This is a genomic window from Luteimonas kalidii (assembly GCF_029887935.1).
GTDB lineage: Bacteria > Pseudomonadota > Gammaproteobacteria > Xanthomonadales > Xanthomonadaceae > Luteimonas > Luteimonas kalidii.
In genome coordinates, this window is sequence record NZ_JARXRO010000009.1 from 46,303 (window position 1) to 71,047 (window position 24,745).

Genomic DNA, 24,745 nt, shown 5'->3' on the forward strand with positions numbered 1-24,745 from the left:
CGCTAGAGCGTCTCGGTGACCTTGTTCAGATGCGGCGGCGTGTCCGGGTCCAGCCCGCGCGCGAGCGAGAGCGCGTTCGCCATCCGGTAGAAGCTCTGCACCAGCAGCAGCGGCGCGCAGGCCGGATGCGGCGCAACGGCGACCGGCAGGTCGGCACCGGGTTCGCGCGAGGCCAGCCAGACCTGTGCGCCGCGTGCCCGGAACTCGCCGGCCAGCGCCAGCGTGCCGGCCTCGGTCTGGTCGGGCTGGGCCAGGATCAGCACCGGGAAGCCCGGCCCCACCAGCGCCATCGGCCCGTGCTTCACTTCGGCCGAGCTGTAGGCCTCGGCGTGCAGGCCGCAGGTTTCCTTGAGCTTGAGGGCGGCCTCCTGAGCCGCGCCCAGGCCAAGGCCCCGGCCCAGCACGAACAGGTTGCGCGCCGGCACCAGGCCCTCCCCGGCAGCCGACCAGTCGCAGTCCCAGGCGCGCCGCAGCGCGTCGGGCAGCTTGTCGAGGGCATCGAGCAGGGCGAAGTCGTCGCTCCACAGCGCCGCCAGCTGCAGCAGCGCCGACAGCGATGCCAGATAACTCTTGGTCGCCGCCACGCTGCGCTCCGGTCCGGCATGCAGCGGCACGACCACGTCGGCCAGGTCGGCGAGCGGCGAGTCGGCCACGTTGACCAGCGCGACCACGCGCGCGCCGGCTTCGCGCGCGGCTTCGGCGTTGCGCAGCAGGTCCGGGCTCCTGCCCGACTGGGAAACGGCGATGAACAGCGCATCGCGCAACTGCTGGGGTACGCCGTACACCGAGCCGATCGACGGCGAGACCGATGCGGTGACCACGCCCAGCCGGGTCTCGAACAGCGCCTTGGCGTAGGTGGCGGCGTGGTCGGAACTGCCTCGCGCGCAGGTGGCGATGAAGGACGGCGGACGTCGTCGCAGGTCGGCCGCGAGCGCGGCCAGCACGTCGCGGTTGGCGACGAACTGGGCGCCGACCACCGACGGCGCTTCGGCCGCCTCCTGGAACATGCGGGTGGTGGCGGCGCGCGCGTGCAGCGCCTCGGGATCGATCACTGCGTTCATGCCTCGCTCGCATTGGGTGGCACGCGCGGCCGCACCGGCGCAGTGGAGCCGCGCACCACCAGCTGCGGCACGAAGCCCTGGTTGTGCACGGCGGCGGCATCCTGTCGCAGGCCGGCGATGAGCATGCGCGCGGCGTGGCGGGCGATGTCCTCGGTGGCCTGCTTGGCGGTGGTCAGCGCCGGCCACGACTGGCGCGAGAACGGACTGTCCTCGAACCCCGCGATCGACAGATCGAAAGGCACGTTCATGCCGGCGGACTTGGCCGCGGCCAGCACGCCGGCGGCGATCTCGTCGTTGGAGCCGAAGATCGCGGTCGGCGGGTCGCGCAGCGCCAGCAGCCGGCGCGCGCCGCGGAACCCGTCGTCGAAGGTGTAGTCGCCGGGCACCACCAGGTGCTTGTCCAGGGTGATGCCGTAGTCCTTCAGCGCCTGCTCGTAGCCGAGGTAGCGCTCGGAGCTGGACCGGTGCTCCTGTCCGCCCCAGAGGAAGCCGATGCGCTGGTGGCCCAGCTGGACCAGGTGTTCGGTGATCTCGTAGGCCGCGTCGCGGTCGTCCACGTACACGCAGGGATGGCCATCGGTCGGATCCTCGGCCGCGGCGATGATGCGGGTGGCGCGCACGCCGGCCTTTTCCAGCGCCTCGATCAGCTCCGGCCGCTCGGAGATCGGCGCCGTCAGCACCAGACCGGCGAGCCGGGACCGGTTCACCAGCTCCACCAGCTCGTCCGCCAGAAGCGGCGAGGTGGCGTCGCACGGATGGATCTGCAAGCCGAAGCCGGTCTCGCGGCAAGCGGACAGCACGCCGTTCTGCAGGCCGATGATGTGGTACGGATTGGGGTTGTCGTACACCAGGCCGATCACGTAGGCACTGGCGCTGCGCAGGTTGCGCGCGGACGGATCGGGCTCGTAGTCCAGGTCGGCGATGGTCTGCAGCACGCGCGCGCGCGTGGCCGGCAACACCGACGGTTCGTTGTTGATCACGCGCGACACCGTCTTCAGCGACACCCCGGCGCGTTCGGCCACGGTGCGGATCGTCGGCTTGCGCGGGTTGGCCGATTGGTCGCTCATCTGCGCTCCTGCCACCGCATGTCCTGCCCCCGGACAGGGTGACTAACGTTGTCATACTTCGCGCGCCGATGCCAGTTGCCTCGGCGGGCCGGGTCGGGGGATGCGGCACGGGCACGGTGTTGTCCTGCAACATCGACGGTCCGGACATGGACAGGACACCTGGCCGAAACCCCGCTCATTCGCAGCATCTGAGGTTGTGGCCGACCGTGATTGGCGGGATTGTCCTGCAGGTGTGAAGAATTGGTGACGATCTGGAATCCATCGACGGTGCGCGCTTGACATCGTTGTCACGAGCTGTCGACACTGGACCGAGATCGCTGCCGCACGTGGGCAGCCCCTGCAGGAGCCCACTTGGCCGCCATGACCCGCCCCCTGCCCGTCGCCGGACCCCGCCCGATCGCTGCGCCGTTCCTGGCCGCGGACGTCGGCGGCACCCATGTCCGCGTCGGCCTGGTGACCGCCAGCCCCGAGGCGCCGGCGCACTACCGCAAGTTCGCCTGCGCCGACTTCCCGGGCCTGGCCGCCATCCTCGAGGCCTTCCTCGGCGAGCTCGCGGCGCCGGTCCCGGTCCGCCGCGGCGTGATCGCCTGCGCCGGGCATCCGCTCGAAGACGGCTCGCTGCTGTCGGTCAACCTGCCCTGGCCGGTGGTCCCCGCCCAGATCCGGGCCCAGCTCGGCTTCGACGACCTGCGGCTGGTGAACGATTTCGAGGCGGTCGCGCATGCGGTCGCGTCTGCCGACGCGCACTCGCTGCTGCGCCTGTCCGGCCCCGAACGCGCCCCGCCCGGACCGACGCTCGTGGTGGGGCCGGGCACCGGCCTCGGCGCCGCGGTGCGCATCCCGGCGCGCGGCGGCGCGGTGGTGCTGGCCACCGAGGCCGGCCAGGCTTCGCTCACCGTGTCCACCGAAGCCGAGATGGCGGTGCTGCGCGAGTTCCTGCGCGAGCGCCGCCACGTCTCGATCGAACACGCGCTGTCCGGCCCCGGCCTGGTGCGCCTGCACGACGCGCTGGCGCGCGTGCGCGGCACCCGCCCCACCCATTCCACGCCCGACGCCATCACCGCCGCGGCGAAGACCGGCGCCGACGCGCTGGCGCGCGACACCCTGGAGCTGTTCTGCGGCCTGCTCGGCAGCGCGGTCGGCGACATGGCGCTGCTGTACGGCGCCCACGGCGGCGTCGCGCTGGCCGGCGGCATCCTGCCGCAGATCCGCGACTTCCTCGCACACAGCAGCTTCGTGCAGCGGTTCCTCGACAAGGGACCGATGCGCGAGGCACTGCTCCGCATCCCCGTGACGCTGGTCGAGCACGGGCAACTGGGCGTGATCGGCGCCGCCGGTTGGTACCTCGACCAGGACCAGAACGACAACGAGCGAACGGATTCCCGCCTGCTGAGCTGACCCACCCGCCACGCCCCGCGCCGGCCCCTGGCGGCGAGGAGATGGCACTGCCCCGGCGCCGGCGCGTCTCTTGCCGGCGTCCACAGCCACACATTCGCAATGGAGAGAACCGTCATGAAGCACCGTACATCCATGCTGTCGGCCGCCATCGCCGCGTGCCTCGGGGTCGCCGCGCAGGCGAGCGCGCAGGACGCGGCCACGCAGGGGACCGACGCAGCCGAGAGTCCCAGCGAACTCGACCGCGTGGTCGTCACCGGCATCCGCGCCAGCCTGCAGCAGGCGCTGGACACCAAGCGCAACTCCGACGCGATCGTCGACGTGATCACGGCCGAGGACGTGGGCAAGTTCCCTTCGACCAATATCGCCGAGGCCATGACCATGATCCCCGGCGTCACCATCGACCGGCTGTTCGGCCAGGGCGAGCGCGTCAGCATCCTCGGCACGGATCCTGCCCTGAATCGCACGCTGCTCAACGGGCAGACGGTGGCGTCCGCCGACTGGTTCATCCTCGACCACCCCAGCCGCACGTTCAACTACTCGCTGCTCGCGCCTCAGATCGTCGGCAAGGTGACGGTCTACAAGTCGCCCGAGGCGCACATCGACGAGGGTTCGATCGGCGGCACCGTGGTCGTGGAGACGCGCAAGCCGCTCGACCTCGAGGAGAGCATGGTGGTGGGCGGCCAGCTCGGCTACCTGTACAACGATCGCGACGAGGACGGCCAACCGCAGGGTTCGCTCATGTTCGGCTGGAAGAACGAGGCGGAGAACTTCGGCCTGATCCTGTCCGCCCAGCGCCTGGACGAAACCATCCGCCGTGACGGCATCGAGGCCTACGGCAGCGTCTCGGCGCGCGACTACCGCGATGGACAGGGCGGCGGAGGCTCGGTGAACAACCTGCCCCCGGACTGGTCGCAGCCCCCCAATGGAGACGGCAGCCAGCCCACGTTGCCGGCCTCGTGCGTCGGCGCATGTGCGGACACGCTCGAAGCCAACCTCGACGCACGGGGGCCGAACTCGCTCAGCGCCTCGTTCTTCGAGCAGCAGCGTGAGCGCAACAGCTATTCGATGGCACTGCAGTTCAAGCCGGTCGACGAGCTCGACATCGAGTTCAATGCACTGAAGATCGATGCCAGCTACGACAACATCAACCAGTCCATGTTCGCATTCATGGGCAATGCCTGGAACAGCCTGATGCGGCTGACCGACGTCACCGTCGAGGACGGCATCATCACCCGCGGCACCTTCCGCAACGCGCTGTCGGTGTTCGACGTGCAGAACCGAAAGTCGACCGTGGAAACCGAGTCCTACGACCTCAAGGCGAAGTGGAGCGGCGAGCGCTGGTTCGCCTCCGCGCACGTCGGCACCACCGAGGCCACGGGTGGCACCGACCAGCAGGTGTTCGGCGAGTTCCTCAACTGGGCCAACTACTCCTATGACATCAGCCGCGCGCCATCCCAGCCCGGCATGCTGACGTACCACGGCACCAACCCGTTCACCGATCCGTCGGCATTCCGCATGGACGGCGGATGGGGCGCCGATCCGACCCAGCCGCCACCTTCGTGGAACCCCGGCTGGGGTGGCAACATCGTGTTCAAGCCGACCTGGGACGAGGAAACGTATGGTCAGCTCGATTTCGGCCTGAACCTCGACTCGCCGGTGTACATGCTGCGTTTCGGCGTCAAGCGTCGCGAGCACGAAACCGAACAGCAGATGGGCGGTGTTTCGCTTGCGTCCGTGGCAGGCTACGGCGATGCCACGGCCGACATGTTCAATCCGCAATCCGTGCCCGGCAACTACCTCACGGGCTTCGACGGCTATGGAGACCTGGGCGACCGCTTCTACATCGATGGCTGGGCCCTGGCCGACTACATCCTCGGCGGCGACTGGCTGGCCCCGTGGCAGACCATGCCCGAGCCGAGCACGTTCAACGATCCCTCGTTCGCAGCCAACACATGGCGCATCGTCGAGGACATCAACGCTGCCTACGTGCAGGCGGATTTCAGCTGGAACGGGCTGCGCGGCAACGTCGGACTGCGCTACGTCCAGACCGAGACCGAAAGCCACAGCTGGCAGTGCGTGCGCACCGACGCGCCGCCGCCGTGCCCGGCCGACGGCTACGCGCCGGCGGTGGTCGGAAAGACCTACAACAACGTGCTGCCCAACGTGAACCTCGCCTACGATCTGGCCAACGACGTGGTGCTGCGCTTCTCCGGGGCCAAGGTGATCGCACGCCCGAACTACAGCGACATGTCGAGCTACCTGTGGCTGGGCGACCAGACCCTGACCGGCGGCGGCGGCAACCCCGACCTGGATCCCTACGAATCCACGAACTTCGACGTGTCCGCGGAGTGGTACTTCAGCGAGGACGCGATCCTGGCCGGGTCCGTGTTCTACAAGGACGTGGACAACTACATCCTGACCACGACTTCGCCCGAGGAGCACTTCAACCAGTCCCGGAACGAAGTGACCACCTACCAGGTCGCGCGCCCCGACAATGCCGGCACGGCCAAGATCCAGGGCGCGGCCCTGGCCTGGCAACAGCAGATCGGCGGCGGCTTCGGCATGGTCGCGAACTACACCTATGCCGATGCGGAGTCGAGCTCGGGGGATCCGATGCCCTACAACTCGAAGAACCAGCTCAACATCAGCCCCTACTTCGAGAACGAGCGGTTCAGTGCCCGCCTGAGCGCGTCGTGGCGTTCGGAGTACTTCACCAACGTCGATCGCGGCGACAACCTCTGGGTGCGTCCGTACACCTCGATGGATCTGTCGCTGGGCTATCGCTTCAACGACAACGTCAGCCTCAACTTCGACGCGATGAACCTGCTCGACGAGGCCTACCACAGCTATGCGGACACCGAGCGGCTGACCCGCGGCGTGTACCGGTCCGGTCGCCGCTTCCTGACCACGCTGCGCATGCAGTTCTGAGGCACCACGGCGTCCCCTCCCAGATCGATGCCGTTGTCCATGCGGGCCTGGATTCCTCCGGGCCCGCTTTTTTTTCGCTATCGTCCGACAGTGATCCAGGAGACGAGATGAAGCCGATCCGACGCACGTGGCGCCTCGCGCTGACCCTGTCCTGCTGCACCCTGCTCGCCGCCTGCGGCCGGGAGCCGGAGCCGGCGCCGGTGCCGCCGGTGGCCGAGGCGACGGCGCGGCCCGCGCTGATTCCGGCCCCGGCCTCGCTGCAGTCGCGCGAGGGCAGCTTCCGCTTCGACCGCGGCACCCACCTGGTCGCGGACGGCGAGGCCGCGCGCCGGGTCGCGGTCTCGTTCGCTGGCCTGGTGGCCACCACCCACGGCGTCACGCCGGCGCTGGCAGGCGCCGACGCGGCCCCCGCGATCACCTTCGCGATCGACGCCTCCCTGCCCGCCGACGCGCCCGAGGCCTACGTGCTCGAGGTCGCGCCCCAGGGCGTGCGCGTGGCCGCGGCCGACGAACGCGGCCTGTTCTACGGCGCGGTCACGCTGTGGCAGCTGCTGTCCTCCGCGCAGGGCGAGGCGGTGCGCATTCCCGCGCTCCGGATCGAGGATGCGCCGCGCTTCGGCTGGCGCGGGCTGATGCTCGATTCGGCGCGCCACTTCCAGTCCGTCGAGCAGATCAAGCAGCTGCTCGATGCGATGGCCTGGCACAAGCTCAACGTCTTCCACTGGCACCTGACCGACGACCAGGGCTGGCGGATCGAGATCCCGCAGTATCCGAAGCTGATGGACGTGGCCGCCTGCCGCATCCCCGCCGGCGAGGCGGGCACCGACCCCGTGAGCGGACAGACGCGGCCCTACTGCGGCTACTACACCCAGGACCAGATCCGCGACATCGTCGCCTACGCGGCGCAGCGCCACATCACCGTCGTGCCCGAGTTCGACATGCCCGGGCACGTGCAGGCGGTGGTCGCGGCCTATCCCGAGTACGGCTCGCTTGGCGATACGCCCGCGGTGTCCAACGAATGGGGCGTGCACCAGTACCTGTTCAACGTCGACGAGCCGACCTTCGCCTTCATCGAGGACGTACTCGACGAGATTGTCGAACTATTCCCGGCGCCCTACATCCACATCGGCGGCGACGAGGCGGTCAAGGACCAGTGGGAGCAGTCCGAGCGCGTGCAGGCGCGCATGGCCGAGCTCGGCATCGCCGACGAGACCGCGCTGCAGAGCTGGTTCGTCAAGCGCCTGGAAACCTATCTCGAAGGCAAGGACCGGCGCCTGCTGGGCTGGGACGAGATCCTCGACGGCGGCCTGCCGCCGCAGGCCACGGTGATGTCGTGGCGCGGCACCGAGGGCGGCATCGCCGCCGCGCGCGCCGGCCACGACGTGGTGATGACGCCGGCGGAAAGCCTGTACCTGGACTACCTGCAGACCGGCTCACCGAACGAACCGCCGGGCCGCCCGGCCCAGGTCACCCTGCAGACCGTGTACGACTTCGAGCCGGTGCCGGCCGTGCTGACCCCGGCACAGCGCAACCACATCCTGGGCGTACAGGCGAACCTGTGGACCGAGCACCTGCGCACCTGGCCGCGGATGCAGCACGCACTGTTCCCGCGCGTCGCCGCGCTCGCCGAGTCGGCCTGGTCGCCGGCCGGGCGCAAGGACTACGCCGACTTCCTCACGCGCCTGCCGGCGCAGCTGGCGCGCTACCGCGCGTTCGGGATCGCCTACGCGCAGACGCCGTTCGAGGTGCTCGCCGACGTCGAAGCCGGCGACGGCGATGCGTCGACGGTCACGCTGGAGAATCCGCTCGGCTACGCGATCCGCTACACCACCGACGGCAGCGACCCGGACGCCGATTCGCCGCTGTACGAGGCGCCGCTGCAGGCGCCGCTGCCGGTCGAGGTGCGCGCCGCCGCGTTCGCCGGCACCACCGCGCTGGCGCCGGCCTCGCGCCATGCGTTCGATGCCGCGCGCCTGCGCGTGCGCACCGACGAGCAGATGGCGACGTGCCCGGACACCGGCCGGCTGCTGCTGCGGCTGGAGGACGACGGGCCGCCCGACGGCGAGCGCGCGATCTTCAACGTCACCATCTTCCGCCCGTGCTGGCTGTGGGCGGGGGCCGAGCTGGACGGCATCGCCTCGGCGAAGGTGCGGCTGGGTCGGCTGCCGTACTACTTCCAGCTCGCGCACGACGAGCCGGCACGCCGGTTCGAACCGGCGCAGTCGCCGCATGGCGAACTGCTGCTGCGCACCGGCGGCTGCGAGGGCGAGCCGGTCGCCTCCTTGCCCCTGCCCGAAGCGCCCGGCGCGGACGGGTTCATCGAACTCGACCTGCCGCTGCCCGACGCGGGCGCCGACGCCGGGCGCACCGACCTGTGCCTGATCGCCACCGGCGACACGCGTCCGACGATGTGGGTCCTGGACCGGGTGGAACTGGTCCCCCGCTGAGCGCAGGCGCGCCTGCGGATGGCGGCAGACGCGTTGGCACGCGGCGCCCGTGCGGCCATCGATGTCCGCCCGCCTGCACGCAGGCGGCGCCGCAGACGCGCGACGCCGGCGCATCGGGCAGGCGTTCGACCGCGCGAGACACCCGCGGGGTTCGCGCCTAGCCCGGGCCCTCGCGCCGCCCGTCGAGCCGCAGCAGCAGGTCGCGTGCCGGCGTGAGCCGCGTGGCGAGCCCGGCGATCACCCCCAGCGTGTTCGCCAGCCCGTCGCGCATGTCGAGCATGCGGTCGGTGGTGAACGCGTCCTGCGCGTATTCGATGCCGATGCCGAGCAGTACCAGCCCCAGCCCCGCGCCCAGCAGCGCCGGCCAGTTGCGGAACAGCTGCACCGCGCACGCGGCGAGCACCGCATAGGCGAGGAAGTGCGACCACTTGTCGCTGTCGTCGAAATCCGGCATCGGCGGCGGCGGCATCAGCGACACCACCACCACGGCCGCGATCGCCAGGCACCACAGCGCGCACCACAGCCGCGGATGCCGCAGCGGCTTGAGCGAGCGTCCGACGCCGCGCCGGGTCACAGCCGGAATCCCAGGTCGCCGAACAGGAACGCGGCTTCCAGATCCACGTCGCGCGCGAACCCCATCACCTGGAAGCGTTCGCCCATGCCACCCGGCAGGGTCAGCATCTTGGCCTGCTGCCGCAGCGCGTAGCGCGCGGCTTCGTCGGCGGCGCGGGCCTCATGCGCTTCCACGCGCGCGGCCAGGCCGTTGCCGATCAGGAAACCGGCCTGGGTGCAGTAGCCGGCGAACCCGAAGCCGGCGCCGGTGCCGGCCTCGGCGAGCGCGGTGAAATCGACCGAGGCGGTGAGATCCTGCAGCCCCACGCGCGCCAGCACGTCCTCGACCAGCTGGTGGCGGTGGAACGCGCGCAGGGTGCCGCCCTGCCGGCGCGGATCGTAGTACTCGCGCCGGGGATGGCCGTAGTCGACGAACAGCAGCGCGCCCGACCTCAGCCCGCCGGCCACCGCCTGCACCCAGTACGGCAGCTGCGGCAGCAGTTCGGAACGGTAGCCGTCCGCGAACGGGGCCTCGAGCTGCGATTCGACATGGCGCACGGCGGCGGCCAGCAGGGCGTCGGCGGGGCGGTCGCTGCGTACGAAGCGGTCGCCGTCGAGGCTCACGTGTTCCTCGAACACCTCGCCGCCCAGGATCGAGAACCGCGGCGTGGGCAGGGCGTCGACCACCTCGTTGGCGAACAGCACGCCGGTCCAGTCGTCCGGCATCGGGCCATCGAGCCATTCCACGCGACGATGCAATTCCGGCGGCAGCGCCTGCGCCAGGTGCGCGCGCTGGCGGTCGCGCAGGTCCGCGCTGGGTTCGAGGATCGCGTAGCGCGCCGGCGCGGCGCCAAGCGCATCGAGATGCGCCAGCGCGTCGGCGGCGAAGCGGCCGCTGCCGGCGCCGATCTCCAGCATGCGTGCATCGGGGCCGAGCTGGCGCAGTGCCGGCGCCAGCGCCTCGGCCACGCACTCGGCGAACAGGGCGCCGAGCTCGGGCGCGGTGACGAAGTCGCCGGCGGCGCCGAACTTGGTCGCCCCCGCGCTGTAGTAGCCCAGCCCCGGCGCGTACAGCGCCAGCTCCATGAAGCGCCAGAACGGGATCGCCCCGCCCGCGGCGGCGATCTGTTCGCGGATCAGCGCCTGCAGCCGCGCGCTGTGGGCGCGCGCATCGTCGGAGAGCGGGGTTTCGGGCATCGTGCGGCGTCAGCGGCGACAATGCACAGGATACCGGCAATCCGGAGCCACCCATGCCCGAACCGATCCCCGTTGCGCTGGTCACCGGCGCCGCACGCCGGCTTGGCGCCGCGATCGCGCGGCAGCTGCACGCGGCCGGCTATGCGGTGGTCGTGCACTGCCGCGGATCGCGCGTCGAGGCCGACGCACTGGCCGCCACGTTCGAGGCCACGCGCGCGGGCAGCAGCCTGGTGCTGCAGGCGGACCTGGCGGAGTTCGACCGCCTGCCCGAGCTGGTGGCGCAGGCGGTCGGCCGCTTCGGCCGGCTCGACGCACTGGTGAACAACGCCGCCGCGTTCTTCCCCACGCCGATCGGCACGGTGACCCCGGCGCAGTGGGCCACCCTGATGGACGCCAACCTGCGCGCACCGTTCTTCCTGTCGCAGGCGGCGGCGCCCCACCTGGCCGCCGCGCGCGGCGCGATCCTCAACCTCAGCGACGTCTACGCGCGCCAGCCGCGCGCGGACCTGTCCGCCTACGCCACCAGCAAGGGCGCGCTGGAGGCGATGACGCGCGCGCTGGCGGCGGCACTCGCCCCCGAGGTGCGGGTCAACGCGCTGGCGCCGGGCGCGATCCTGTGGCCGGAGGAGGCCGGCGACGAGGCGCTGCAGGCCCGGATCCTCGCCAGCACCGCGCTCGGCCGCACCGGCGCGGTGGACGAGATCGCCACCACCGCGCTGTGGCTGCTGCGCGATGCGACCTACACCACCGGTTCGACGGTGGCCGTGGACGGCGGAAGGACGCCGCTGTAGCGAGGGACCACCGCCGCAGCCCGCCACCGGCGTCAGCAGCCGACCGTCCCGTCGAGCGATGTCGTGCAGATGCCGATCGACGCACGCCAACTGGCGTGGCGCGCAGCGATCGGTAGTACGCCGCGGCGCCGGACGGAGCCGACGCTCCCGGCGTGCCTACGCCTTCGGCAGGAAGGCGTGTTCCAGGTCAGCGCCGCGGAACGCGTCGGGCGTCTCGTGCGACACCGCGTAGCGGTACAGGGCGGCCGAGTAGATCCCGCTCAGCGCGGCCTGGTACACGCCCACCAGCAGCACCGCCAGCAGCGCCAGCGCGCCCACCACGATGGTCAGCGCGAACGAGGCCTGCGCGGCGAGCACCGCAAGCCCGAAGCCGACGATCGCCACCGCGCCGGTGATCAGGCCGAACGCCGCGCCGATGCCGACCTGGCCGACCGCGTTCTCGCCCCAGGTGCGCTTGAGCAGGGACACGCTCTGCTTGAGCGCATCGATCGGGCCGATGTCGCGCGAGACCAGCACCGGCACCACCAGGAAGGTCGCCAGCGTCCACGCGGCGCCGAGCACGCTGCCCATCAGCCGCACCAGGAAGTTGTCCTTCTGCTTCAGCCCCTGCAGCAGCACGCCCACGGTCGCGGCGATCGCCGCGTAGCCCAGGATCGCGGGGATCCGCGCCTTGGCGGCGTTGAAGCCGTCGGCCAGGGTCGGGTCGCCGCCGTCGAGGCGGATCATCGCCGCGCCCACCAGCGCGCAGTTGAAGAAGATCATGATGCTGTACTGCACGAAGTAGAACAGGAAGCCGAACACCACGCCGCCCAGGCCGAAGCCGTCGGCGAAGATCCGCAGCGCGAACGCGGGCAGCAGGAACGTCGCCAGCACCACCAGGGTGACCGCGCCCGAGATCACCGGAAACAGCATCAGTTCCTTGTCCGAGCGCAGCACCGAAGCGCTGGCCTTGACCAGGTCCCAACTGCGCGAGAACTTGTCGAACATGGTGTCGCCTCCGTGGATGCCCGCCATCGTGCCGCGGCGCACCGGCGCCCGCAATTGACGGATGTCATGTCCACGACCGTGGCGGCGCGCCGGATGTGACCGCCGCGGACGCGCGCCGCGATACGCCGCCACCGCCCGCTTCGGCCGCGTCGGTCTGCAGGCGCCCTGCGGACCACGGCCGGGCCGGCCTGGCTCAGCCGGTGGTGGCGACCGGCTCCAGCGCCACCGCCTCGAACGGACGGTCGTGGTCGGGATGCGCGCGCCACAGCTCGGCCACCGTGCGTCCCGCGAGCGGATGCGCCGCATCGGGCGCGATCTCGGCCAGCGGCTTGAGCACGAAGGCGTGGCGCAGTTCGTCGCGCGGCAGGCGCAGGTGGCCCGCGCCCTCGGCGACCAGGGTGTCGTAGAGCACGATGTCGATGTCGAGCGTGCGGTCGCTGTAGCGCGGGCCGCTGCGGTCGCGGCCGTGGGCATCCTCCAGCGCGTGCAGCCAGGCGTTGAGCGCCTCGGGCGGGAGGTCGGTGTCGAGCGAGGCGGCGGCGTTGAGGAAGTCGGGGCCGTCGTAGCCCACCGCGGGGAACCGGTACACGCACGAGACCCGCACCTCGCCGAAACGCGCGCGCAGCGCCGCGATCGCCGCGCGCAGGTGGTGCTCCGGATCGAGGTTGCTGCCAAGGCTGAGATGGGCGGTGGGCATGGGGCGCTCCGGACGGGCGTCCATGATCGCGCATCGAGGCGCGGTTGGGAGCGCGTGCGGATGCCTCGACCCGGGACGGAGCGGCGGGCGCGGAGCTGGCGCATGTCCGTCGCCATCGACGCGATCGCGGCCACGGTGGCCGCGGACCGGAGTCGCGTCCGGGCTCGCCATGCAGCGGCGACCCGGCGGTCACGCGATGCGCGGATGCCGCTCGTGCAACCGCGCCATGCCAGGGGCCCGTCGCTCAACCGGCGGTGACGTCCGACGGGTCGGCGTCGGCCCGGTGCAGGCGCACGTCCAGTGGCGCGTCGCTGCGGCTCTGGAAGATCTTGAGTCCGAACTGCGGCAGGATCGCCAGCAGGTGGTCGAAGATGTCGGACTGGATGCCTTCGTATTCCGCCCAGGCCGTGGTCGCGGTGAAGCAGTAGATCTCCAGCGGCAGCCCGGTCGGACCCGGATCGAGCTGGCGCACCAGCAGGGTCATGTCGTCGCGGATGCCTTCATGGGCGTGCAGGTAGGCCAGCGCATAGGCGCGGAACGTACCGAGGTTGGTCACCCGGCGTGCGTTGACCGGATCCTTGCCGGCCTCCTCCAGCCGCGCGTTCCAGGCTTCGAGTTCGGCGCGCTTGGTGTCGAGGTAGTCGTCGATCAGCGCCACCCGGCGCAGCGCATCGCGCTCGTCCTTCTCCAGGAACCGGACCGAGGCCTGGTCGATCAGCAGCGCGCGCTTGATCCGGCGCCCGCCGGCTTCGCTCATCCCGCGCCAGTTTTTGAACGACTCGCTGATCAGGCGATAGGTCGGGATGGTGGTGATGGTCTTGTCCCAGTTCTGGACCTTGACCGTGTTCAGCGCGATGTCGATCACGTCGCCGTCGGCGCCCAGCGACGGCATCTCGATCCAGTCGCCCACGCGCAGCATGTCGTTGCCCGACAGCTGCACGCTCGCCACCAGCGACAGGATGGTGTCCTTGAACACCAGCAGCAGCACCGCCGTCATCGCGCCCAGGCCGGAGAGCAGGATCAGCGGCGAGCGGTCGATCAGGGTGGCGACCACCAGTACGCCGGCCAGCAGGAACACCAGCAGCTTGGCCACCTGCAGGTAGCCCTTGATGGGGCGCGCCTGCGCGCGTGCCACGTCGTGCGCGTACAGATCGCCGATCGCGTTGAACAGGTTGCCCAGCGACAGCGCGACCGTGAGCACCATGTACGCGTTGGCGACGTTGCGCACTACCGCGACCACCATCGGCGGCAGGTCGGGCACCAGGCCGATCCCGGCCGACAGCACCAGCGCCGGCACCACGTGGGCGAGGCGCGTGAGCACGCCGCGCGCCATCAGGGCATCGTCCCACGACATCGGCGAGGCACGCACCAGGCGTCGCACCACCCGCAGCAGCACGCGGTGGGTCAGCCAGCTCGCCAGGAGTGCGAGGACCACCAGGGCCAGCAGGCCCACCAGGGTCTCGCCGTACGGCACGCGGGCGGTCCACGCGAGCCACCGATCATCGAATTGCATGGCGCCATCGTAACAAACGCCGCGTGTGCGCCCGTCCGGCGGGCAATGCCGTCACCCGGCGCGCGCGCGTTCCACGATCACGCCCACCGCCTTCGCTCCGCGCACCGCACCGGGCTTGCTCAGCTTCAGGCGCACGTGCGAGACCGCGAACTCGGACAGCACGATCTCCGCGCAGCGCTCGGCCAGGGTTTCCACCAGGCCGAACTCCGACTGCGACACGTATGCGATCAGGCGCTTGCTCACCGCCTTGTAGTTGAGCGTGTCGGCGATGTCGTCGCTGGCCGCGGGTACGCGGTTGTCGAAGCCCATTTCCAGGTCGAACACCAGTGTCTGCCGGATCCGCCGCTCCCAGTCGTAGATGCCGATCAGCGCGTCGATCTCGAGGCCTTCGATGAACACCCTGTCCATGTGCCGGGTCCTATGCCGCGACCGGCGGCAGCGACGCCATGTCCCAGCGCGGCGTGACGTGCACCGCCGCGTCGTCGTGCTGGCCGGCCTGCAGCCGCAGCGCGCCGGCGAAGGCGATCATGGCGCCGTTGTCGGTGCACAGCGACGGACGCGGGAAACAGGCGCGGCCGCCGCGCGCGGCCGCCATCTCCTGCAGGCGCGCGCGCAGCCGCCGGTTGGCGCCGACGCCACCGGACACCACGATCACGTCGCACCCGGCCGCGTCCAGCGCGCGCCCGCACTTGATCGCGAGCGTCTCCACCACCGCGTCCTCGAACCCGCGGGCGATGTCGGCCTTCGTCTGCGGCGAACGGTCGGACTGCTGCCAGGCCAGCAGCACCTGGGTCTTGAGTCCGCTGAAGCTGAAGTCCAGCCCGGGCCGGTCGGTCATCGGCCGCGAGAAGCGGTACGCGCCGGGCGTGCCCTGCTCGGCCAGCGCGGCCAGCTGCGGTCCGCCGGGATAGGGCAGGCCCATCAGCTTGGCGGTCTTGTCGAAGGCCTCGCCGGCGGCATCGTCCAGGGTCTCGCCCAGCAGCCGGTAGCGGCCGATGCCGTCCACGGCCACCAGCTGGGTGTGCCCGCCGGAGACCAGCAGGGCCACGAACGGCGGTTCCGGGGTGCCGTGGACCGGATCCGGGTCCTCCATCAGCGGCGCCAGCAGGTGGCCTTCCATGTGGTGCACGCCGATGGCCGGCAGGTCCAGCGCCCAGGCCAGCGAGCGCGCCACCCCGGCGCCCACCAGCAGGGCGCCCACCAGGCCGGGGCCGGCGGTGTAGGCCACCCCGTCGAGGTCGCCCACGCCCATCCCGGCCTCGGCCAAGGTCTGGCGCACCAGGGGCAGCAGCTTGCGCACGTGGTCGCGGCTGGCCAGCTCCGGCACCACCCCGCCGTACTCAGCGTGCAGGGCCACCTGGCTGTAGACCGCGTGCGCGCGCAGCCCGGCCACGCCCGGCAGGGCCGTGTCGTAGACGGCCACGCCGGTCTCGTCGCAGCTCGATTCGATGCCGAGGACCTTCATGGGGCGGGCGGTGCGGCTTGCATGGGCGGGAAACAGGCAGTTATCATACGCGGCTCGCCCGGTCCGGGGACCTGGCGTTTGGCGAAAGATCCTTCGCACGAGCCCGGTGTCGACCGCCGGATGATCCCAGAACCGAGATTCCTATGCCCAGCGTCAAAGTCCGCGAAAACGAGCCGTTCGAGTTTGCCCTGCGCCGCTTCAAGCGCACCTGCGAAAAGGCCGGCGTGCTCGCCGAGACCCGCAAGCGCGAGTTCTACGAGAAGCCGACCCAGGAGCGCAAGCGCAAGGCGGCCGCGGCCGTGAAGCGTCAGGCGCGCCGCACCTCGCGCGACGTCACCAAGCGCCAGCGCCTGTACTGAGCCGCTGCGCGACGCGCAGAAGCCGGCACGCGCGAGCGTGGCCGGCTTTTTGCGCTTCTGGACCACCGCTTTTCCACCCGTTCTGACCCCGCCACACACACGGAGCCGCCCATGGCCCTCAAGCAACAGCTCACCGACGACATGAAGGCCGCGATGAAGTCCGGCCAGAAGGAGCGCCTGGGCGTGATCCGCCTGATCAACGCCGCGATCAAGCAGCGCGAGGTGGACGAGCGGGTCGAACTCGACGACGCCGCGGTGCTGGCCGTGCTGGAGAAGATGGTCAAGCAACGCAGGGATTCGGTGAGCCAGTACGAGGCCGCCGCGCGCGAGGACCTGGCCGCGATCGAGCGCGCCGAGATCGCGGTGATCGAGGCCTACCTGCCGGCCAAGCTCGGCGAGGCGGAGATCCGCGCCGCGATCGATGCCGCCATCGCGCAGACCGGGGCGACCGGCCCGGCCGACATGGGCAGGCTGATGGGCGTGCTCAAGCCGACGCTCGCGGGCCAGGCCGACATGGGCCAGGTTTCGGCGCTGGTGAAGCAGCGGCTGGCGGGCTGACGCGTCACCCGATCCCAAGGCCGCGGCTTCGGCCGACGGTGTCGCGGCCGACGGAACCGCCACCGCCGCCCGCCCACGTGACGAACGCGGGCCCGCGATATCCCAGCCCGTAGGAGATGGCGCCGATGAGCAGCACATCAGAAGTCGCGATCCGGCCTGCGCGCCGCGCCGACGTCCCCGCGATCCTGGCGCTCATCCGCGCCCTGGCCGAATACGAGCGGCTGGGGCACGAATGCCAGGCCGACGCGCCTTCGCTCGAGGCGACGCTGTTCGGAGAGCGCCCCGCCGCCGAGGTGCTGATCGCCGAGGTCGATGGCGACACCGCCGGATTCGCGCTGTTCTTCCACAGCTATTCGACCTTCCTCGCCAGGCCGGGCCTCTATCTCGAAGACCTGTTCGTGCAACCGCGTTTCCGCGGCCATGGCGTGGGCAGGCGGCTGATGGCAGAACTGGCGCGCATCGCGCTTGCACGTGGCTGCGGGCGCTTCGAATGGTCGGTGCTGGACTGGAACGCGCCGGCGATCGGCTTCTACCGCCGCCTCGGCGCCATCGGCATGGACGGCTGGACCGTGCAGCGCGTGAGCGGCGAGGCGCTGCGTCGGCTGGCAGGACAGGCCGACTGACCGACGCGATGCGCTGACCGCGCCATCACGACGCGGCTGCTGCAATGCAGGCTCCGCCCGAGGAGCGCCCGCCACGATGCCTGTCCCGCCCGTCCGCGCCGCGTGGCGCACGCCGTACGCTGCGGAACCGGCGCGGTGAACGACGCGGCGGCAGCCCACGCGGGCAGTCCCCTGCGCGGTCGGATCGAAGCGGTCGACCTCGCGCGCGGGATGGCGGTGTGCCTGATGATCGTCGCCCACGGCACCAACGGGCTGATGCCCTACAGCGACTTCCCGGACTGGGGACAGGTGCCGGTCCACGCGATCACCAAGTTCTCCTCGTCGCTGTTCTTCATCGTCTTCGGGATCGCGCTGGCGGTGGCATTCGTGCCGAAGACCACGGCGGCCGACTGGCCGCGGCGGCGCAACCGGCTGCTCCGGCGCGGGCTGGTGGTGTTGGTCTGGTACAAGGTGCTGACGGTGGTGGAACTGTGGGACCGCAGCCGGGACGAGATCACCGACGCGCTGCTGTATCGCGAGTTTCCCTCGTTCGTCGAGATCCTCGGCTTCTACGCCATCGCCCTGCTGTGGATTCCGTGGCTGCTGCCGCTGTGGGCGAAGGCGCCGGCGTGGCTGCGCTGGCTGACACCCTGGCCGGTCATCGGGGTGTCGTGGTGGCTGCTGGAGCATGCCTCGTTCGGCGGCGTGCCGCAGCTGCAGGCGATCTTCGTCGAGCATCCCGAGTACTACACCTGGGGCCAGCTCTCGCGCCTGCCGCTGGTGCTGGTCGGCCTGCTGGTCGGGGGCCTGCTGCTGCGATGCCACCAGACCGCCGCGCACCGCTGGCTGCTCGCGGCCGGCGTCGCCTGTGCCGGGGTGGCGCTGCTGGCCTGGTTCGCGCTGCGGGTGGACGACGTGCATGCGTCGCTGGTGGCGATCGGGCGCAACGACGGCAAGCATCCGCCGGGCATGGACTTCTCGCTGTTCAGCGTGGGCGGTGCGCTGTGCCTGCTGGCGCTGTGCATCGCGGGCGGCACGCTGCTGGCGCGCGTGCTGCGACCGATCGCGGTGGTGGGCAGCGACGCGCTGATGGCCTTCATCGTCCACATCGGCGTGATCTTCATCGTGCTGCGCAACACCCTGGGGCTGTACCAGTCGGTGCCGTACGAACGCGCGCTGTGGTGGTCGCTGGGGCTGGTGGCGCTCACTGCCCTGTGGATCTGGCTGTGGCAGGCGATGAAGCGGCCCCTGCGCCGCCGGCGTGAACCGCCGGCCGGGGCGACGTCGGACTGATGTTCAGCGCGGGTCGCGCGTGTTCACGCCAGACTCCTGTCGCGATGCAGCGCCTGTCCGCCATCGCCGTCTGCCTCGCCCTGCTGTGCACCCTGCCGGGAGCCACGGGCGCGACCACGCGCGCGAAGGACACGAACGAGGAACGGCTGCAGGTCCCGGGCTGGACGACGGCGCTGGAACGGGCGCTGGACGCGGCCGATGCGCGCTATGCCGGCGAGCTGGGGGTGTACGTGCGGCACCTCGATCGCGACGAGTCGTTTTCCTACCGCGCCGAGGAACCGTGGTATCTCGCCTCGGGCGTGAAGGTGCCGGTGGCGATCGCGGTGCTGCGCGCGGTCGCGCGCGGCGAGCTGGCGCTGGACACGCGGATCACGCTGCGCGAGGACGATTTCGTCGACGGCGCCGGCGCCACCAACGGCTTCCGCGCCGGCAGCCGGTTGCGCGTGTCCTGGCTGCTCGAGCAGATGATCGTGCACAGCGACAACACCGCCAGCGACGTGCTGATCCGCGCCGTCGGCATCGACGCGGTCAATGCCGTCGCTGCCGAACTCACCGATGCGGCCGGCGTGCGCATCACCACCCTGGCCGACGTGCGCCGGCTGGCCTACGGCGAACTGCACCCGGCCGCCGCCACGCTGCGCTCGACCGACCTGCTGGCGCTCAAGCGCAGCGGCGCCGGCCAGGCGCGGGTGCGCAAGCTGGTGCAACTGCTGCAGGTGCCGCCGGAGGACCTGCGCGTGGACGATCTGGACACCGCGTTCGAGGCCTACTACGCCACCCACGTCAACAGCGCGAGCCTGGTCGATTTCGGCCGCATGCTGGCCGCGCTCGCGGACGGCCACGCGCTGCCGCTGCGCGAAACCACCACCCTGCTCGACCTGATGGCACGGGTGCAGACCGGACAGCGCCGGCTGCGCGCCGGCCTGCCGTCGCAGGCGCGCTTCGCGCACAAGACCGGCACCCAGCACCGGCGCATCTGCGACCTCGGCATCGCGACCGTGCCCGCAACCCGTGCCGATGCCGCGCCGGCGCGGGTGGTGATCGCCGCCTGCGCGCGCGGTACCGGCACCGCCGCGGCCGAACGCGCGCTGCGCGACGTTGGCGCGGCCGTCACCGCGTCCGGGATATTCATGGACGCCCCGCCGCGTCCGACGGTGTCACCGCCCGATCCCGCATGAATTCCACTCCGACGCGCCGTGCGCGCCCGTGGGCGGCGACGCTGCCGTCGATCGCGCTGCTGGCGCTGCTCGCCGCCTGCCGGGACGAGCCACCGGGTCCGGTCGAACGCCAGGCCGACGCCCGTTCCCAGGCCCCGGACCCGGCCTGGGTGGCGCCGCTCGACGCGGCCGTGGAGCGGATCGACGCCGCGATGCCGGGCGAGTTCGGCGTCTACGTCGCCCGCTTCGGCGATCGCGCCGGCACGCTGGACCGGGGCGACGGACGCCGCTGGTACCTGTCCTCGACGGTCAAGGTGCCGGTGGCGATTGCCGTGCTGGAAGAGGTCGATGCCGGCCGCATGTCGCTGGACGAAGAGGTCGAGCTGCAGCGCAGCGATTTCGTCGACGGCGCGGGCGACATGCTGGCCCAGCCCCCCGGCAATCGTTTCAGCATCGCCACGCTGCTGGAGAAATCACTGCGCGACAGCGACAGCACCGCGACCGACATGCTGATCCGGCGCCTCGGCGAAGGCCACCTCGACGCGCGCCTGGCCGAATGGGTGGGCGACTTCGGACCGCTGACCACGATCCTGCAGGTGCGCTACGACGCCTATGGCGCGCTGCATCCGGACGTCGCGAGCCTCGACAACCTGCAGATCGTCGCGCTGCGCAACGCCGAGGCCGGCGAGCCACGGCTGCAGGCGCTGGCGAGCGCGCTGGACGTGGAGCGTGATGCACTGCCGGCCGGGTCGCTGCAGGATGCGTTCGAGAACTACTACGCCACCGGCGCGAATGCGGCCACGCTCCCGGCGTTCGCGCGACTGCTCGAACGTCTGGTGGCCGGGGAGCTGCTGTCGGCGCAGAGCACGGCGCTGCTGCTGGGCCACATGCGCGCGATCACCACCGGCGACCGCCGGATCGCCGCCGGCCTGCCGCCGGGCACCGACTTCGCGCAGAAGACCGGGACCCAGCTCGGCCGTGCGTGCAACGTGGGCATCGTCGAACCCGACCGCGGCACCGCGGGCGCCACCGTAGTGGTCGCCTGCGCGGAACGCTTCGACGAACTGGCGCAGGCCGAGCAGGCCTTCCAGGCCCTGGGCCGTGCGCTCGGCGAGACCGTGCTGGCCCCGGGTCCGCCGGCGGCGCCTTGACGGCCGCCGCCGCGTGCTGACGCCGCGGCAACGCCGGGACCGCGAGGATGGCGGCATGAAACTCTCCCCCGCGCTCCAGGCGCGCCTGGACCGCCTGCAGCGCACCCTGCCCGCGCAGCTGGTGCAGCGCTTCATCGAGATCGACCTGCTCACCCAGGCCGCGTCGCTCTCGTTCTTCGCCCTGCTCTCGCTGGCGCCGCTGCTGGTGCTGCTGCTGTGGCTGACCGCCTCGCTCTATCCCTCGGCGCAGGCCGAACTGATGGAGCAGCTGGGCATCCTCGCCGGTCGCGGCGCGCAGGAAGTGGCGACCACGGTGCTGCGCAATGCCGAGGAGCAGCCCGACGTGGGTTCGCTGGCCGGCCTGTGGAGCACCCTGCTGCTGTTCGTCGGTGCGACCGCGGTGTTCGCGCGGCTGCAGAACACGCTCAACCTGGTGTTCCTGACCGACGCCCGGCGCCTCGGCGGGCTGCAGGCCTGGCTGCGCAAGCGCGTGTTCTCGTTCGGGGTGGTGTTCGCGCTGGGCTTCCTGCTGGTGGTGTCGGCGGCGCTGACCACGGCGCTGGAGGTGGTGTTCGCCGGCTCGCCCACGCTCCCGGTGCTGGGCAACCTGGCCGCGCTGGGAATCTATTCGCTGGCCTTCGCCCTGATGTACCACTACCTGCCCGACCGCCGCGTGCGCTGGCGGCAGGCGCTGCTGGGCGGAGTGATCACCTCGCTGCTGTTCGTGCTCGGGCGCTGGGGGATCGGGCTGTACATCGCCCAGGCCGCGCCCGGCAGCGCATACGGGTCGATGGGCACGCTGGTGATCCTGCTGGTGTGGATGTACTACGCGGCCATGGTCTTCTTCACCGGCGCGCTGATCACGGCACTGATCGACGAGCGGGTCTCACGGCGGGCGCGCGAGGCCCGGTCCGCCGCGCGGGCCGCGGACCGGCCGGATCCGGCCGACGCGTAGCCGGGAGCGCGCCACGGGAGCGTCGCCCCGGCAGGCGCCGGGATGCGATCATGGCGCGGTGTCCCGGATCCCCGACGCACCTGCCCGCTGCCGCGGCGCCGCCCCGGGCGGCGCGATGGCCGCGTGCGTGCGCGGCGCGGCCTCCCGCGCGCAGGGACGCTGACCATGGCCCGCATCCCCGATGCCTTCATCGACGAGCTGCTGGCGCGCACCGACATCGTCGAGGTGATCCACCCGCGGGTGCCGCTCAAGCGCCAGGGCAAGGAATATTCGGCGCGGTGTCCGTTCCACGACGAGCGCTCGCCGTCGTTCACCGTCTCGCCGACCAAGCAGTTCTACCACTGCTTCGGCTGCGGCGCGCACGGCACCGCGATCTCGTTCCTGATGAACTACGACCGGCTCGAGTTCCTCGACGCGGTGGACGAACTCGCGCGCCAGGCCGGGCTGGAAGTACCGCGCGATACCCGCCAGCGCAATGCCGATCCCGACACCCAGGACGTGTTCAAGGCGCTCGACGCGGCCGCCGCGTTCTTCCAGCGCCAGCTCGCCGGCAGCGACAAGGCGCGTGGATACCTCGACCGCCGCAGCGTGGGCGAGGCGGTGCGCGCGCAGTTCGCGATCGGCTACGCGCCCGACGGCTATTCCGCGCTCAAGGATGCGCTGGGCACCGATCCGCGGCGCATGCAGCTGCTCGACCGCGCAGGGCTGTTCTCGAAGAACGACCGCGGCCACGTGTACGACAAGTTCCGCGACCGGGTGATGTTCCCGATCCACGATCGGCGCGGGCGCGTGATCGCCTTCGGCGGCCGGGTGCTGGAGCCGGACGCCGCGCCGAAATACCTCAACTCGCCCGAGACCGCGGTGTTCCACAAGGGCCGCGAACTGTACGGCCTGTGGCAGGTGCGCCAGGCGAACCAGAAGCTCGAGCGGCTGGTGGTGGTGGAAGGCTACATGGACGTGGTGGCGCTGTTCGAACATGGCGTGACCCAGGCCGTGGCGACGCTGGGCACCGCGACCACGCCCGACCACGCCGAGCTGCTGTTCCGCAACGCACCGGACGTGTATTTCTGCTTCGACGGCGATCGCGCCGGGCGCAGCGCCGCGTGGAAGGCGCTCGAATCGGTGCTGCCGCGGATGCGCGACGGCCGCCAGGCCTTCTTCCTGTTCCTGCCCGAGGGCGAGGACCCCGACACCATCGTGCGCAGCGAAGGCGCGCCGGGCTTCGATGCGCGGCTGCAGCAGGCGACGCCGCTGTCGCGGTATTTCTTCGACACGCTGTCGGACGGGATTTCGCTGGGGACGCTCGACGGCAAGGCGCGGCTGGCCGAGCGCGCGAAGCCGCTGCTGGCGCAGATCCCGGACGGGGCCTTCGGCGACCTGATGCAGCAGCGGCTGACCGAACTGACCGGCGTCGGCGCGCGCCCGGCGGCCGCCGAGGCATCGGCGCCGATCCGCCGCCGCGGCAGCCAGCCGCTGGCGCCGCCCAGGCGCAGCCTGGTGCGCAGCGCGATCGCGCTGCTGCTGCAGCAGCCGTCGCTGGCGCTGGACCTTCCGCCGCCCTACCGCTTCGTCGCCCTGCGCCAGCCCGGGATCGAGCTGCTGACCGAGCTGATCGCGCTGGTCAGCATCCGTCCCGAGATCACCACCGGTGCGCTGCTCGAGCATTTCGAAGGTCGCGAGGACGGCGCCGCGCTGCAGAAGCTGGCCAGCCAGTCGCTGCCCGGGGACGAAGGCGTGTGGCGGACATCGCTGCTCAACGCGGTGAAGCAGCTCGACCTGCAGGTCGTGGAGCAACGCCAGGCGGAGCTGGCCGAGAAGCTGCGGCAGCTCGGGACACAGGGCCTCAGTCTCGAAGAACGTACCGAGATGTCGTCGCTCATGACCACCGCACGGGAACTCAGGGACGCCATCCGCACCTTGTCGGCTGCGGGTTGATCGGCCACATCGGCCAGCCGCATGGCCTGTCCAGGCGCCCCTGGGCTTTCTCGATGCCTGCGGGAGTTGCTGCAGGCGCGGCGGTGGGCCGCGGCAGGAGGCCGCGCACTCGACGAGCGGCCGCCGATGCGTGGCCACCTTTCTCCGCCAGCGGCTTCTTCGCATGGCCACCGGATGACGAGGAGCGCCGACCACGCCAACACCTGGCCGTCTGCTGCCGCTTTCGCCCATGACCAACGGCTTCGGGCCGACGCCGCGCCCTGCCGGCCGGGGATCGCTCTTCCCTCGGTCATGACGTCCTGTCCTGACTCGGGCGCAAGACATCCATGTCTTGCTTGGCGCGATCCCCGGCCAACAGGACGCGGCTCGCTGCGGCCCGACCCTGAGTGCTTCGATGCTTTTTCAAGCGCCTGCGTGGCGACCTCGCCAGGGTCGCGCCGCCCGATCCATCGCCCAACCAATCCTGGTCGCGACACCGTGCTCGCGCGGGAGATGCCCGGGAAGCTGCATGAACGAATGGCCGAGGCGGCGTCGGACGCGGGGCATGCGGACAGCAGGCCATGGATGGCCTGCGGCGGCGAGTCAGCCAGGGACGGCTGACCGAGCCGGGGAGCATGCTCCGCTTCCGGCGT

Annotated in this window: 21 protein-coding genes; 12 read left to right on the forward strand and 9 right to left on the reverse strand. The window is 71.2% G+C overall.

Going from position 1 to position 24,745, the window contains the following annotated elements:
• Positions 1 to 2: 2 nt before the first annotated feature.
• The gene (locus tag QFW81_RS01850; protein ID WP_280576862.1) at positions 3 to 1,061 is read right to left on the reverse strand and encodes an SIS domain-containing protein; all 1,059 of its coding nucleotides are present in this window, start codon (positions 1,059 to 1,061) and stop codon (positions 3 to 5) included.
• Positions 1,058 to 2,128 (reverse strand): LacI family DNA-binding transcriptional regulator, encoded by a 1,071-nt coding sequence (locus tag QFW81_RS01855; protein ID WP_280576863.1) that lies wholly within the window; start codon positions 2,126 to 2,128, stop codon positions 1,058 to 1,060. Before QFW81_RS01855 ends, QFW81_RS01850 begins: the two co-directional genes overlap by 4 nt.
• Before the next feature lie 360 nt (positions 2,129 to 2,488).
• On the opposite strand from QFW81_RS01855, the gene QFW81_RS01860 reads away from it, so the two are divergent.
• From QFW81_RS01860 to QFW81_RS01870, 3 genes are all read left to right on the forward strand, one after another.
• Positions 2,489 to 3,526, forward strand: coding sequence for a glucokinase (locus tag QFW81_RS01860; RefSeq protein ID WP_280576864.1), 1,038 nt, complete (start codon positions 2,489 to 2,491; stop codon positions 3,524 to 3,526).
• A gap of 114 nt (positions 3,527 to 3,640) precedes the next feature.
• On the forward strand, positions 3,641 to 6,454 hold the full coding sequence (locus tag QFW81_RS01865) for a TonB-dependent receptor (RefSeq protein WP_280576865.1): 2,814 nt from the start codon (positions 3,641 to 3,643) through the stop codon (positions 6,452 to 6,454).
• A gap of 107 nt (positions 6,455 to 6,561) precedes the next feature.
• Positions 6,562 to 8,901 (forward strand): beta-N-acetylhexosaminidase, encoded by a 2,340-nt coding sequence (locus QFW81_RS01870; RefSeq protein ID WP_280576866.1) that lies wholly within the window; start codon positions 6,562 to 6,564, stop codon positions 8,899 to 8,901.
• 157 nt (positions 8,902 to 9,058) lie between these two features.
• Here QFW81_RS01870 and QFW81_RS01875 read toward each other — a convergent pair whose 3' ends face one another.
• Together QFW81_RS01875 and QFW81_RS01880 are read right to left on the reverse strand one after the other, a co-directional pair.
• Positions 9,059 to 9,475 (reverse strand): VanZ family protein, encoded by a 417-nt coding sequence (locus QFW81_RS01875; RefSeq protein WP_280576867.1) that lies wholly within the window; start codon positions 9,473 to 9,475, stop codon positions 9,059 to 9,061.
• Positions 9,472 to 10,650 carry a class I SAM-dependent methyltransferase gene (locus tag QFW81_RS01880; RefSeq protein ID WP_280576868.1) on the reverse strand — a complete coding sequence of 393 codons (1,179 nt, stop codon included), beginning with the start codon at positions 10,648 to 10,650 and terminating at the stop codon, positions 9,472 to 9,474. The genes QFW81_RS01875 and QFW81_RS01880 overlap by 4 nt, the downstream gene beginning before the upstream one ends.
• A gap of 53 nt (positions 10,651 to 10,703) precedes the next feature.
• On the opposite strand from QFW81_RS01880, the gene QFW81_RS01885 reads away from it, so the two are divergent.
• Positions 10,704 to 11,441, forward strand: coding sequence for a pteridine reductase (locus QFW81_RS01885; protein WP_280576869.1), 738 nt, complete (start codon positions 10,704 to 10,706; stop codon positions 11,439 to 11,441).
• Between the two features lie 156 nt (positions 11,442 to 11,597).
• On the opposite strand, the gene QFW81_RS01890 is transcribed toward QFW81_RS01885, so the two are convergent.
• The 5 genes from QFW81_RS01890 to tsaD form a co-directional block, all read right to left on the reverse strand.
• Positions 11,598 to 12,428, reverse strand: coding sequence for a DUF6159 family protein (locus QFW81_RS01890; protein WP_280576870.1), 831 nt, complete (start codon positions 12,426 to 12,428; stop codon positions 11,598 to 11,600).
• Positions 12,429 to 12,621: 193 nt separating this feature from the next.
• The gene (folK, locus tag QFW81_RS01895) at positions 12,622 to 13,125 is read right to left on the reverse strand and encodes a 2-amino-4-hydroxy-6-hydroxymethyldihydropteridine diphosphokinase (RefSeq protein ID WP_280576871.1); all 504 of its coding nucleotides are present in this window, start codon (positions 13,123 to 13,125) and stop codon (positions 12,622 to 12,624) included.
• Positions 13,126 to 13,369: 244 nt separating this feature from the next.
• A complete protein-coding gene (locus QFW81_RS01900; protein WP_280576872.1) occupies positions 13,370 to 14,638 on the reverse strand; it encodes a mechanosensitive ion channel family protein in 1,269 nt (422 codons plus the stop codon).
• A 51-nt stretch (positions 14,639 to 14,689) separates the two neighbouring features.
• On the reverse strand, positions 14,690 to 15,046 hold the full coding sequence (gene folB / locus QFW81_RS01905; RefSeq protein ID WP_280576873.1) for a dihydroneopterin aldolase: 357 nt from the start codon (positions 15,044 to 15,046) through the stop codon (positions 14,690 to 14,692).
• A gap of 10 nt (positions 15,047 to 15,056) precedes the next feature.
• Entirely contained in the window at positions 15,057 to 16,103 is a 1,047-nt protein-coding gene (gene tsaD / locus QFW81_RS01910) for a tRNA (adenosine(37)-N6)-threonylcarbamoyltransferase complex transferase subunit TsaD (protein WP_280576874.1), read from the reverse strand.
• A gap of 143 nt (positions 16,104 to 16,246) precedes the next feature.
• On the opposite strand from tsaD, the gene rpsU reads away from it, so the two are divergent.
• The 8 genes from rpsU to dnaG all read left to right on the forward strand — a co-directional run bounded on the left by rpsU (position 16,247) and on the right by dnaG (position 24,113).
• Positions 16,247 to 16,462: a 30S ribosomal protein S21 gene (rpsU, locus tag QFW81_RS01915; protein ID WP_036170822.1), complete on the forward strand. Its 216-nt coding sequence runs from the start codon at positions 16,247 to 16,249 to the stop codon at positions 16,460 to 16,462.
• A gap of 111 nt (positions 16,463 to 16,573) precedes the next feature.
• Positions 16,574 to 17,020 carry a GatB/YqeY domain-containing protein gene (locus QFW81_RS01920; RefSeq protein WP_280576875.1) on the forward strand — a complete coding sequence of 149 codons (447 nt, stop codon included), beginning with the start codon at positions 16,574 to 16,576 and terminating at the stop codon, positions 17,018 to 17,020.
• 125 nt (positions 17,021 to 17,145) lie between these two features.
• Complete coding sequence (locus tag QFW81_RS01925; protein WP_280576876.1) at positions 17,146 to 17,643, forward strand: GNAT family N-acetyltransferase; 498 nt, start codon at positions 17,146 to 17,148, stop codon at positions 17,641 to 17,643.
• A gap of 135 nt (positions 17,644 to 17,778) precedes the next feature.
• Entirely contained in the window at positions 17,779 to 18,915 is a 1,137-nt protein-coding gene (locus QFW81_RS01930) for an acyltransferase family protein (RefSeq protein ID WP_280576877.1), read from the forward strand.
• Between the two features lie 44 nt (positions 18,916 to 18,959).
• Complete coding sequence (locus QFW81_RS01935; RefSeq protein WP_280576878.1) at positions 18,960 to 20,093, forward strand: serine hydrolase; 1,134 nt, start codon at positions 18,960 to 18,962, stop codon at positions 20,091 to 20,093.
• The gene (locus QFW81_RS01940; RefSeq protein WP_280576879.1) at positions 20,090 to 21,223 is read left to right on the forward strand and encodes a serine hydrolase; all 1,134 of its coding nucleotides are present in this window, start codon (positions 20,090 to 20,092) and stop codon (positions 21,221 to 21,223) included. The genes QFW81_RS01935 and QFW81_RS01940 overlap by 4 nt, the downstream gene beginning before the upstream one ends.
• Before the next feature lie 55 nt (positions 21,224 to 21,278).
• Positions 21,279 to 22,178 carry a YihY/virulence factor BrkB family protein gene (locus tag QFW81_RS01945; RefSeq protein WP_425603948.1) on the forward strand — a complete coding sequence of 300 codons (900 nt, stop codon included), beginning with the start codon at positions 21,279 to 21,281 and terminating at the stop codon, positions 22,176 to 22,178.
• 165 nt (positions 22,179 to 22,343) lie between these two features.
• On the forward strand, positions 22,344 to 24,113 hold the full coding sequence (gene dnaG, locus QFW81_RS01950; RefSeq protein ID WP_280576880.1) for a DNA primase: 1,770 nt from the start codon (positions 22,344 to 22,346) through the stop codon (positions 24,111 to 24,113).
• Positions 24,114 to 24,745 lie beyond the last annotated feature (632 nt).